12 protein-coding genes are annotated in these 11527 nt (G+C 71.3%); 9 read left to right on the top strand and 3 right to left on the bottom strand.

Annotation, left to right across the window (positions count from 1 at the left end; translation table 11 throughout):
- Window positions 1-346 precede the first annotated feature (346 nt).
- The 9 genes from AOK24_RS45910 to AOK24_RS15260 all read left to right on the top strand — a co-directional run bounded on the left by AOK24_RS45910 (window position 347) and on the right by AOK24_RS15260 (window position 8432).
- Window positions 347-643, top strand: a complete 297-nt coding sequence (locus AOK24_RS45910; RefSeq protein WP_079056820.1) for a hypothetical protein — start codon at window positions 347-349, stop codon at window positions 641-643.
- Window positions 640-1239 carry a YeeE/YedE family protein gene (locus tag AOK24_RS15295; protein WP_055720618.1) on the top strand — a complete coding sequence of 200 codons (600 nt, stop codon included), beginning with the start codon at window positions 640-642 and terminating at the stop codon, window positions 1237-1239. The genes AOK24_RS45910 and AOK24_RS15295 overlap by 4 nt, the downstream gene beginning before the upstream one ends.
- Window positions 1239-1658, top strand: a complete 420-nt coding sequence (locus tag AOK24_RS15290) for a YeeE/YedE thiosulfate transporter family protein (protein WP_055720617.1) — start codon at window positions 1239-1241, stop codon at window positions 1656-1658. The genes AOK24_RS15295 and AOK24_RS15290 overlap by 1 nt, the downstream gene beginning before the upstream one ends.
- Before the next feature lie 408 nt (window positions 1659-2066).
- Window positions 2067-3602, top strand: coding sequence for an FG-GAP-like repeat-containing protein (locus tag AOK24_RS15285; protein WP_055720616.1), 1536 nt, complete (start codon window positions 2067-2069; stop codon window positions 3600-3602).
- A gap of 191 nt (window positions 3603-3793) precedes the next feature.
- On the top strand, window positions 3794-4702 hold the full coding sequence (locus AOK24_RS15280) for a DUF6807 domain-containing protein (protein ID WP_055720615.1): 909 nt from the start codon (window positions 3794-3796) through the stop codon (window positions 4700-4702).
- Window positions 4703-4773: 71 nt separating this feature from the next.
- Window positions 4774-6042 (top strand): ABC transporter substrate-binding protein, encoded by a 1269-nt coding sequence (locus AOK24_RS15275; RefSeq protein ID WP_055720614.1) that lies wholly within the window; start codon window positions 4774-4776, stop codon window positions 6040-6042.
- Window positions 6039-6965: a carbohydrate ABC transporter permease gene (locus AOK24_RS15270; protein ID WP_055720613.1), complete on the top strand. Its 927-nt coding sequence runs from the start codon at window positions 6039-6041 to the stop codon at window positions 6963-6965. The genes AOK24_RS15275 and AOK24_RS15270 overlap by 4 nt, the downstream gene beginning before the upstream one ends.
- A 98-nt stretch (window positions 6966-7063) precedes the next feature.
- Window positions 7064-7840, top strand: coding sequence for a carbohydrate ABC transporter permease (locus tag AOK24_RS15265; RefSeq protein WP_316685761.1), 777 nt, complete (start codon window positions 7064-7066; stop codon window positions 7838-7840).
- A 4-nt stretch (window positions 7841-7844) separates the two neighbouring features.
- Window positions 7845-8432 (top strand): hypothetical protein, encoded by a 588-nt coding sequence (locus AOK24_RS15260; RefSeq protein ID WP_240553920.1) that lies wholly within the window; start codon window positions 7845-7847, stop codon window positions 8430-8432.
- Window positions 8433-8545: 113 nt separating this feature from the next.
- Here the strand turns inward: AOK24_RS15260 and AOK24_RS15255 are convergent, their stop codons facing one another.
- From AOK24_RS15255 to AOK24_RS15245, 3 genes are all read right to left on the bottom strand, one after another.
- Window positions 8546-9880 (bottom strand): sensor histidine kinase, encoded by a 1335-nt coding sequence (locus tag AOK24_RS15255; protein WP_055720611.1) that lies wholly within the window; start codon window positions 9878-9880, stop codon window positions 8546-8548.
- A gap of 5 nt (window positions 9881-9885) precedes the next feature.
- Window positions 9886-10923: a rod shape-determining protein gene (locus AOK24_RS15250; RefSeq protein WP_055720610.1), complete on the bottom strand. Its 1038-nt coding sequence runs from the start codon at window positions 10921-10923 to the stop codon at window positions 9886-9888.
- 186 nt (window positions 10924-11109) lie between these two features.
- Window positions 11110-11527: HAD family hydrolase (locus tag AOK24_RS15245; protein WP_167376841.1), on the bottom strand; the 418-nt coding region annotated here is incomplete at its 5' end.

Below are 11527 nucleotides of genomic sequence, written 5' to 3'. Positions count from 1 at the left end.
GTGCGGTGGGAAGCGCACCGTTCAGAAGCCGGGGATTCCGGCGCCCCTCTGACTGACCGTCGTAGAGGCGGACTTGGGTGGGGGCCAGGGCCGGGGGGTCGTGCCCTCGGGGCTTTCGATCTCGATCACCGGCACAACGTTGCCCGGGCGGTCGGCGGCCGACCATCCGTCGGGCTGCGGGAGGCACCCCGCCGGTCGGTCGACGGGACCCCTCCGGTCGGCGGGGGCCGGTTCGCCGGAGGCGGGCGATCGCCGGTTCGCCGGAGAAGGGCGATCCTGGTCGCCGCCCCCGCCGTACGCCTCGAACTGTTGTCTACCGTAATTGGTTGATGGTTTGATCAACCGCGTGGGTTGTTTACATGCTTCGACGTGCCCGCTCTTCCCTCACCTCAACGAGAGCCTGGCGGGCTGGCGTTCCTACTACTGCGACAGCGACGCCAACTGGCGTGCGTGCGCGCGCTACGAGGTGGCGCTCTCCGGTGAGCGGGTGCCCATCACGCTGCTGCCCAACGGGCGGCACGCCCGCTACCTGGCGCTGACGCCCACGCCCGCCGGCGGGGCCGAACCGCCGCCGGAGAGCGCCGAAGAGCCCGGACGGGGCTGGTGGGCCCGGCTGGCCGAGTGGATGAAGGGCAACGCGTGACCGCCTACTGGCCCTGGTGGGCGGGTGCTGTCGCGCTCGCCGTCCTGACGATCGGCCACGCCCTCGCCACCGACCGGTCGTTCGGCGTGTCGGGCGCCTGGGAACGCGTGCTCCACTGGCGGCGCGAAGCCGAACTGGAGCGTGTGGAGGCGCGGTTCGCCGACGAACGGGTCCTGGCCGCGGCCCTCGCCGAGGCGACAGCCGAGCACTTCGGCACCGCGCCGGAGCCCTCGGCACCGGCCGTACGCCGCCGGAGCGGGCCGCCGCGTCCCGCCCCGTTGGTCACCCAGGCCGTTCTGCTGGTCTCGATCTTCGTGGGCGGGCTGATCGCCGCCCTCACCTCCGGGCGGTTCCGGCTCCGCCTCGACATGGGGGCGGGCTACCGGGACGTGGTGACGGGCAACCCGGTCGTCATGGTCGTCCTGCTGTTCGTGGGCGGCGTGCTGGTCGGCTTCGGCACCCGGCTGGCCGGTGGCTGTACGTCGGGGCACGGGCTCAACGGCTGCGGCCGGCTGAACCCGGTCGGCCTCGTCGCGACGGCCACGTTCTGCGCGACCGCCGTCGTGGTGTCGTTCCTGCTGTGGAAGGTGATCTGATGCGTACCCGGGGCGGCGTCCTGCTGGCCAACCTGCTCACCGGGCTGGCGCTCGGCTTCACCGTGACCCGGATCGGGTTCGGCGACTACGCCGAGCTCAACCGCATGTTCACCTTCCGGGACCCGCGGATGCTGCTCTCCTTCGTCGGCGCTGTCGTGATCATCGCGAGCGTGTTCGCCGTGCTGCGGGTGCGCCGGGGCGCGGGGCGCGTCCACGCGGGTGTCGTGCCCGGCGCGGTGCTGTTCGGTGTCGGCTGGGCGATCTCCGGTGGCTGCCCGGCGATCCCGATCGTCCAGGTCGCCGGCGGCTACCTGCCCGGCGTGATCACCATCGCGGGCATCGTCGTCGGGGTCAGGCTGGCCCGCTGGGCCGGCGGCCGGCGCCTCGTGCGGATCGAACGGGGCTCGTGCGAGGGCTGAGCGGCGAAGTGGCGCGGATCACAGGCGATGCGTAGGGATTGACGCGTTGTGTGGTGTTTTTCGGTGCTCGACCTGGGGAGCGCTTCGTGTTGGTATGGCGAGGCGGATGACAATCACCGAGACCGGGGGGCCTCTCGACGCGAGAGGCGGGGACTGCCTTCCTCATCGTGGACGCGAACTCGGGACGGTGACGTACGTCCGGTTGTCAGCAACCAACTGGGGGACGCGATGAAGGAACACAGCAGATCGTCCGTGAGATCACCACGGAGACGGCGCGCGCAGGCAGCGCTCGCGCAGGAGGCTGCCGGGGAGACCGGGTCCGCCGAGTAACCGCAGGTCCCCGCCCCTTTTGCTCGCCTTTCCGCGTGTCCGTGGGACGCGCGGCCTCGTCTCCAGGAGTCCACGTCCATGCACATGTCCAGACGCTCCCGCCTCTCCGCGCTGGCCGCCACGCTGCTCGCGACCCCTCTCGCGCTGAGCACCCTCCCGGCCACGGCGGTGAACGGCACCCCGGCGCAGCTGACGTTCGTCGCGAAGGTGAACGTCGGTGAGGACAGCGCCTGCACCGGCACCCTCGTCGCCCCGCAGTGGGTGCTCACCGCCGCCTCCTGCTTCGGCACGGTCGGCGAACTCCCCACCGGCCGCCCGGCCGTGGCCACTACGGTCACCGTGGGCCGCACCGACCTGACGCAGACCACCGGCACCGTCCTGCCGGCGATCCGGCTCGTCCCGCACGCCGACCGGGACCTGGTGCTCCTCAAGCTCGCCGCCAGGGTCACCGATCCGGCCGTCAAACCCCTGCCGCTGGCGACCACGCCCGCCGCAGCGGGCGAGGTGCTGACGCTGGCGGGCTTCGGGCGGACGAAGACCGAGTGGGTGCCCGACAAGCTGCACGCCGGTTCGTTCACGGTCGCCTCCACCACGGCCACGACCGTCGACCTGAACGGCTCCGACACCGCGACCGTCTGCCAGGGCGACGCGGGCGGCCCCGCCCTGCGCACGGTGAACGGCGTCACGGAACTCGTCGCCGTCAACTCCCGTTCCTGGCAGGGCGGTTGCCTCGGCACCGACCCCGCCGAGACCCGTACGGGCGCCGTCGACACCCGCGTCGACGACATCGGCGCCTGGGTCCAGCACACCGTCTCCCGCAATCCGCTCGACCTCACGGCCGACGGCAGGGCCGACCTCCCGGCGATCAAGGAGGACGACGGCGTCCTGTGGATCTACCCGGGCACCGGGAACGCGAGCGGCAGCACCTTCGGCGCCCGCTTCCAGGCCGGCACCGGCTGGAAGAGCCAGGACGCCGTCACCGTCGGCGACCTCGACAACGACGGGCTCGGCGACCTCCTGTCCCGGCAGGCGTCGGACGGGACGCTGTGGGTGTACCCGGGTACGGGGAGGACGACGGGTGCTTTCGGTACGCGGTACCAGATCGGGCGGAGCTGGCAGACGCAGGACGTCACCCGTACCGGTGACTTCAACAGCGACGGGCTGACGGACGTGCTGACCCGGCAGGCGTCCGACGGCACCCTCTGGGTCTACCCCGGCACCAAGGAGTCCGGCCCCGCGGTCCTGGGCACCCGCTACCAGGTCGGCACCGGCTGGAAGAGCCAGGACGCCATCGCCACCGGCGACCTCAACAACGACGGACGTATCGACGTGCTGTCCCGGCAGGCGTCGGACGGGACGCTGTGGGTGTACCCGGGTACGGGGAAGACGGTGGGTGCTTTCGGTACGCGGTACCAGATCGGGCGGAGCTGGCAGACGCAGGACGTCACCCGTACCGGTGACTTCAACAGCGACGGGCTGACGGACGTGCTGACCCGGCAGGCGTCCGACGGCACCCTCTGGGTCTACCCCGGGACCGGGAAGGCCGGCATGGAGACGCTCGGCACCCGCTACCAGGCCGGTACCGGGTGGGGGCCGTACCGCATCATCCTCTGAGCCGACGGGGCCTCCCGCTTCGCGGGGTCCCTCTGAGGTATCGGCGGTACTGCTACCGCCGATACCTGCGGCCGTGAAGGTTTACTTCCGTTTCTTGAGACCTGTTCCTGCACAGGGGTTGTCCTGACATTCCGTCCGCCCCTAGGGTCACGCGAGCAAGCGCTTTCTCTCTGTTCGCGGCAGGAGCACGCATGGCGATCCGGGTCAGTCATGTTCACGGGGAGTACGTCGCGGTGGAGGCCGCGAACGGGGTCGAGATCATGCGGTACGTGTACCGGCCCGATCCGGAGGCGTACGAGGCGCGCAAACCGTACGCGCACCCGCTGCGGACCCTGGGCGGACGGCTGGTCAGCGGGTACCGGCCCAGCGACCACCGGTGGCACAAGGGCCTCCAGATGACGGCGAGCCACCTCTCGGGGCAGAACTTCTGGGGCGGGCACAGCTATGTGCACGGCGAGGGCTACCTCGACCTGCCCGACATCGTCGGCTCGATGCGGCACGACGGGTTCACCGACTTCACGGCCGACGAGCAACAGCTCGCGTTCACCGAGGAGTTGACCTGGATCGAGAACGGCGGCGCCGAATGGGCCCGGGAAACCAGGGGAGTTCGCGTCCACTCCGTCGACGAGGCCGCCGGCGCCTGGGCGTTGGACTGGTCGATCCGGCTCACCAACCTCGGGGATGTCCCCCTCGCCTTCGGCTCGCCGACCACCGCAGGACGTGAACTCGCCGGGTACACGGGGCTGCACTGGCGCGGGCCCCGCGACTTCACGGGCGGCGCCGCGTTCGCCCCGGAGGGGGACGGCGCCGAGAAGCTGATGGGCACGCGCAGCCGGTGGCTCGCGTACAGCGGCGAACACGACGACGTGGACGGCCACTCGACGCTGGTCTTCGAGCACGGGCCGGACAACGATGCCACGCACCACTGGTTCGTCCGCGCCGAACCCATCCCGACGGTCTCGTTCTCCTGGGCGTTCTTCGAGGAGTTCGAGCTGCCGCCGGGGGAGTCGTTCGCGTACCGCTACCGGGTGGTGTTCGCGGACGGCGCCTGGGACCGGGAACGCGTCACCGGCCATCTCGCGGGACTCGGCTGGACCTGAGGCACTTTGGCACCGAGGCGCTGAGGCACTTTGGCGCTGAGGCACTTTGGCACGAGGGGAGCGAGGCAGGCATGCATCGGACGAAGGGACTGTCGGCCGCCGCCGCGCTGCTGCTGTGCGCGACGCTGGCCGGCTGCGGCGGCTCCGCCTCGGCGGACGGCAAGGTCGTCCTGCGCTACACCTGGTGGGGCAACCCGGACCGGGCCGCGCGCACGGAGAAGGCCGTGGCACTGTTCGAGAAGGCGAACCCGGGGATCGACATCCAGACGTCGTTCTCCGGATACGACGCCTACAAGCAGAAGTTGGCCACGCAGGCGGCGGGCGGCGACGCCCCGGACGTCATGCAGCTGGACTACCGGCAGATCGACCAGTACGCCGACGGCGGGATCCTGCTCGACCTCGGCAAGGAGCGGGCGGCGCTGCGGACTTCGGAGATCGACCCGGGGCTGCTGGCCACCGGCCGCGTGGACGACGTCCAGTACGCGATCCCCCAGGGACGCGGCACGGAGACCGTCGCCTACGACGTGAAGACGTGGACCGAGTCCGGCGTACCGCTCCCGAAAGGGCCCTGGACCTGGGACCAATGGGCGGACACCATGCGGGAGTTGAAGAAGGCCACCGGCAAGCCCGGCGCCACCGATCCCGGCTGGAGCGAGGACTGCTTCGAGGTCTGGCTGCGCGGCCAGGGCAAGCCGCTCTACACCAAGGACAATCAACTCGGGTTCACCGCCGACGACTTGGCCAAGTGGTGGACGTTCACCGACCAGTTGCGCCGCGAGGGGGTCGTCTCGCCCGCCCAGCAGACCACCCAGCTCGACGGCACGGTCGAGAACACCCCGCTCGGGCGCGGCAAGTCCGTCACCGACGCCAACTGGGACGCCCCGGCGAGCGGGTTCAAGGCGCTCCTCGAAGGCGGCGTCGCCCTCGCGCAGATGCCGACCGGCCAGGACGGCACGCCCGGCCAGTACTTCAAGCCGTCGATGTTCCTCGGCGCCTTCGCGGACACCCGACACCCCGCCGAGGCGGCCAAGTTCATCGACTTCATGATCAACGACTCGGGGGCGGCGGAGATCCTCGGCGCCACCCGGGGCATCCCCGTCAACGAGTCCGTCCGCAAGGCCATCGAGCCGCAGCTCGCCGACTTCGACCGGACGATCTCCGACTACCAGGCCTCCCTGGAAGGGAAGTTGAAGGACCCGCCGCAGGCCCCGCCGTCCGGCGACAGCGCCTTGCAGACCACCTTCCAGCGCGACTACGACCAGGTGTCGTACGAGCGGATGTCTCCTCGCGAGGCGGCCGAGAACTACGTCACCGAGGCGAAGGCGGAGCTGAGGTCATGACCACCACCATCACCCGGCCTGCCGAGGCGTCCCCTGTGGTCGGTCGGCCGAAACGCCAACGGGAGGGCGCCGCCTGGGTGTTCCTCTCCCCGTGGGTGCTCGGCGCGATCGGCCTCACGCTCGCCCCGATGGCCGTGTCGCTGTATCTCTCCTTCACCGACTACGACTTGTTCAACCCGCCCCACTGGGTGGGCCTGCGCAACTACACGCAGATGTTCACGGAGGACCCCCGCTACTGGCGCTCGGTCGTCACGACCCTCACCTACGTCGTGATCGCCGTCCCCCTCCAACTCGCCCTGGCCCTCGCCGTCGCGCTCGCGCTGAAGTCGATGCGACGCGGACGCGCCTTCTACCGCTCGGCGTTCTACGCGCCGTCCCTGCTCGGCGCGTCGATGTCCATCGCCCTCGTCTGGCGGGCGATCTTCAACGACGGCGGCACGGTCGACAACCTCTTCGGCACCGGCGGCTGGGTCAACGAACCCGGCTGGTCCCTGCTCGCCGTCGCGCTGCTGACGGTGTGGCAGTTCGGGGCGCCGATGGTCATCTTCCTCGCCGGACTCCAGCAGATACCAAGGGAGTTGTACGAGGCGGCGGCCGTCGACGGGGCCGGGCGGTGGCGGCAGTTCGTCTCCATCACCGTACCGATGCTGTCCCCCGTCCTGTTCTTCAACCTGGTCCTCCAGACCATCCAGGCGTTCCAGGTGTTCACGCCCGCGTTCGCGATCAGCGCGGGGAAGGGCGGGCCGGCGGACTCGACGCTCGTCTACACGATGTACCTCTACGACCGGGGGTTCGTCGCGTCGCACATGGGTTACGCCTCGGCGATGGCCTGGGCGCTGCTGGTCGTCATCGGGGTGGTGACGGCGGTGCTGTTCCGTACGTCGCGTGCCTGGGTCTTCTACGCGTCGGAGGGGGAGCGATGAGTTTGCTCCGTGGGGGTGCTGTGAGCGTGCTTCGTGGGGGTGGGGTGAAGCGCAACCGCCTTGTCCTGCACGTCAGTTGCCTCGCCGCGCTGCTCGTCATGCTGTATCCGCTGGCCTGGCTGCTGATGACCTCGCTGAAGCCCGCGAACGAGGTCATCGCCAGCCTCGACCTGTGGCCCAGCCATCTCGAATGGTCCAACTACTCCACGGCACTCGACGGCGTGAACGGCGTCTCCGTCACCCAGCTGCTCACCAACTCCCTGGTGATCGCGGGCGGTGCGGTCCTCGGCAACGTCATCAGCTGCTCGCTCGCCGCGTACGCGTTCGCGCGGCTGCGGTTCCGGATGCGCGGGCCGCTGTTCGCGTTCATGATCGCGACGATCATGCTGCCGCACCACGCCGTGCTGATCCCGCAGTACATCATCTTCAACAAGCTCGGCCTGGTGAACACGTACTGGCCGCTCATCCTGCCCAAGTTCCTTGCCACGGAGGCGTTTTTCGTCTTCCTCATCGTGCAGTTCATGCGCGGGCTGCCGCGTGAGCTGGAGGAGGCCGCGAGGATCGACGGGTGCGGGCCGTTCCGCAGCTTCTTCCACATCATCCTGCCGCTGACCCGGCCCGCGCTGATCACCACGGCCATCTTCACGTTCATCTGGACCTGGAACGACTTCTTCACGCAGCTCATCTATCTCTTCGACCCCGACAAGTTCACGCTCACACTGGCGCTGCGGTCCTTCGTCGACGCGTCCAGCCAGTCGTCGTTCGGGCCGATGTTCGCGATGTCGGTGATCGCGCTGCTGCCGATCGTGCTGTTCTTCCTCGCCTTCCAGCGGTTCCTGGTGGAGGGCATGGCGAGTTCGGGGCTGAAGGGGTGAGGGCGTGAGCGGTGTGCGTGAGCCGGGGGAGGTGTTCGGGCCACGGTTCTCCCTGTTCGCCGACACGATGAGCGTCGGGCTGGCAACCGCCGTGTCCTGCCTGCCCGTTGTGACGATTCCGGCCGCACTGTCCACCGCCTGCGCGGTGTTGCGGGGCGCCGGGGAGGACCGGCCGGCCGGCGCGGGGCGGTACTTCTCGGCGCTCGGGCGGCGGTTGCGCCTCGGCGATCTGGTCGCCGGTGGGGTCGTCGTGGCGGGGGTCCTGCTGGTCCTCGCCGATCTGGCGTTGGCCCGGGCCGGGTTGCCGGGGGGCGGGGTGTTCGCCGTGGCGGCTGCGGTGATCGGCTGCTGTGCGCTGCTGGTGGGGCTGCGGGCCTGCGGGCGGCCGGAGTCGGTGAGCGACTGGCGGGCGGCGGTCCGGGGGGCCGCCGAGGACGCGGTGCGGGATGCCGGGGGGAGTGGGCTGGTGCTGCTCGCGGTGGCTACGGGCGCGCTGTGCGCGTGGATGCTGTTGCCGCTGGCGTTCTTGGTGCCGGGGCCGTTGGCGTTGGCGTTGAGCGCGGTTGACGTACGAACACGGCTGAAGGCGTAGGGGAGTTCACGCGGATTCCCTCTCGGGGGGCGTCGCGGGAGGCGCCGGAGTGGGTGTCGAGGGAGGCGGCGGGGAAGGTGCCGGGGAGGGCGTTGCGGGAGGTGCCGGGGCGTTCACTCGGCCGCCGCCTCCCACGCCGTCCGGCCGTTCACCGTCAGGCGTACGCCCTTCCGGCCGTCCGCGAACACCTCGATGTCCGCGTCCGTGAGCCCCGCGAGGGCTTCGCGGAGGGCGCCGAGGAGGGTGGGGGCGAGGTGGTCGGGGACCAGCGCGTCGACGGGGCCGGTGAAGCGTACGGAGGGCTGGGTGCCGAGGGCTGCCGCGGCCTCCCGCAGGAGGCGCGCGCGGAGGCCCGACGGCGGTTCGGCGGGCGGCTGTTGGAGGCGGAAGATGGCGGTGCGGATCTGCTCGACGGTGGCCTCCAGTTCGGTGACGGCGGTGTCGATGGCGTGCAGGGCGCGGGCGTCTGCGGCTCGCGGCTTCTCGGTGTGCTGGTCGCCGGCCCGTTCCTCTGCCGCTCGTGGCTTCCCCGCGTGGTTGTCTTCGGCTCCTGTCTCCCGAAGGGCCGTGCTCGCCGCTCGTCTTCCCGTCGCCTGGAGCATCATCCCCGTCGCGAACAGGCGTTGGATCACCAGGTCGTGGAGGTCGCGGGCGATCCGGTCGCGGTCCTCGTACACCGCGAGGCGTTCGCGGCGGTGGCGGGCGTCGGCGAGGAGGAGGGCGACGGCGGCCTGGGAGGCGAACTGGACGGCGAGGTGTTTCTCGGTCTCGGTGTAGGGGCGTCCCGCGTGCCGGCGGGGCAGTGCGAGGGTGCCGATGAGGCGGCCGTCGGCCTGGAGGGGCAGCATCATGCTGGGCCCGAACCGGTGCCGCACGTGCGTGGTCATCCGGGGGTCGGTCGCCGAGTCGTCGATGAACACCGGTTCACCGCCGAGGAGTTGGACGAGTACGGCGCTGCCGGGCCGGATCGTCGTACCGACGATGTCACCGGGGTCGTCGTACGTGGAGGCCGCGACGATCTCCATGCCGCCCTCGGCGGTCGGCTGGAGGACGACGCCGGCGGCGGCGTCGGCGAGGAGGCGGGCGCGGTCGGCGACGGTCATCAGGGGGTCGGCCGAACTACCGTTGCCGAGCAGGGCGGTTGTGACGGCGGCGGCGCCCTCGATCCAGCGTTCGCGCTGGCGTGCGGCCTCGTAGAGGTGGGCGCCGGCGAGGGCGGCGCTCGCACGGGCGGCGAGGACGTCGAGGGCGGGGGAGGGACGGCCGCCGGCGAGATGCAGGCGGCCGTACCCCTCGACGGGGACGTGCAGGACGGGCGCGTCGCAGGGCCCCGTCTCCAGAACGGCACTGCGGGAGCCGGTGAGTTCGGCCGCCGCGTCCACGATGTGCCGTACGGTCGCGGCGAGTTCGAGGTCGGTGCCGATGGCCAGGAGGGCGTCGAGCCGCACGCGCGTCAGGCGCTCAGCGGGGCCAACTCCATGGGCTGGATGCGGCCTTCGAGCATCATGCCGAGCCCCTGCGCCGCGCAGATGTCGGGCCGGTCGGCGATGTGCACCGGCATGCCGGTCGCCTCGCGGAGCATCTGGTCGAAGCCCGGCAGCAGCGCCGAACCGCCGACCATCATGATCCCCCGGTCGGCGAGGTCGGCGACCAGGTCGGGCGGGCAGTTGCGCAACACCCGTCCGATGCCGTCGAGTACGGCGGTCAGCGGCGTCTCGATCGCGTCCCGGACGGCGGCCGTGTCGACCTGGACGCACCGCGCGAGACCGGTCGCGACGTCCCGGCCGTGGATCTCCGTCGACGAAGGGCCGTGCGGGGAGAGGCCGTTGCCCGACAGCGCGAGCTGGAGCGGCCGTACCGACTGGCTCGGCAGGATCAACTCGTGCTGGTGGCGCAGGTGTTGGACGATCGCGTGGTCGACTGCCACCCCGCCGACGGGAACCCGCTCGGCGTTGACGATCGCGCCGAGGGAGAGCACCGCGACCTGCGTGGCCGCCGCGCCGCACACCATGATCATCGTCGCCTCGGGCCGCTCGACCGGCAGCCCGCAGCCGATCGCGGCGGCCGTCAGCGTGTCCACCAGTTCCACCCGCCGCGCCCCGAGCCCGACCAGCGTCTCGATCGTCGCGCGCTGCGCCAGCGGGTCGGCGTCGTGCGGGGTGCAGGCGGCGGCCCGCAGGCGCGGCTTGTAGCGCAGCTGGCGGCGGATCTTGTCCCCGAGGAGGTGGCGCAGCATCCGCTGGGCCATCTCGATGTCGACGACCGTCCCGCCGGACACCGGCCGCACCACCCGGATGTAGTCGGGCGTGCGCCCGGTCATCTTCTCGGCGAACTCGCCGACCGCGATCAGCGCGCCGGTACGGGTGTTGACGGCGGCGGCCGACGGCTGGTCGACGACGAGCCCGGCCCCCTTCACGTACACCCGCGTCCGCGCCGCGCCCAGGTCGACGGCGAAGTGGCAGCGGCGCAACTGCTCCAAGCTGGCGGTCATGGACAGGTCCTCCCGAGAGCACGACCGTGGGACCGCCGGTCGGCGGCCTCCTTCGCATCGTGCGGGCGCGCGGGAGGAGGCGCCTGCTGGGATGGGCCGGGCAGGGAGCGGCCGAACGGATGATTTGTCCGAAATGTCCCATACCTCGGAGGTAGTGCGTTACCCCTCAGGTATCACCCGGCGCGGTCAGCCGTGACCGAGCGAGCGGGCCGCCTCCAGTACCGGCGCCAGCGACCGCACCACCACCTCGCCCCCCGCCTCCCGCAGCTCCTGCTCCACCGTCCGGTTGCGCGCCAGCCCGATGAAGGGCAGCCCCGCCCGCTGAGCCGCCGTCAGCCCGGCGACCGTCGACCCGAGGAACACGGCGTGCCCGGCCTCCTCACCGAGCGCCCGCCGCAGGCAGTCCGGGTCGGGCATCAGGGCCGCCGGGTCGTCCGCCCGCCCGTGGATCCCGGCCAGCGGCAGCCGGTACGGCGCCACGTACCGCCGTACCGCCTCCTCGCAGCAATCGGTTGCTACCAGAACCCGCTTCCCCGCCGCGTGCAGCGCCCGGACCAGCGCCACCGCGTTGTGCGTCGTCGGCGCGTCCGGTACGGCGGCCAGC

It is taken from the genome of Streptomyces niveiscabiei (genome assembly GCF_001419795.1).
In the GTDB taxonomy this organism is placed as follows: Bacteria; Actinomycetota; Actinomycetes; order Streptomycetales; family Streptomycetaceae; genus Streptomyces; species Streptomyces niveiscabiei.
Note: the sequence above shows the minus strand (reverse complement) of the source record. Positions and strands in the feature narration are given on the sequence as shown.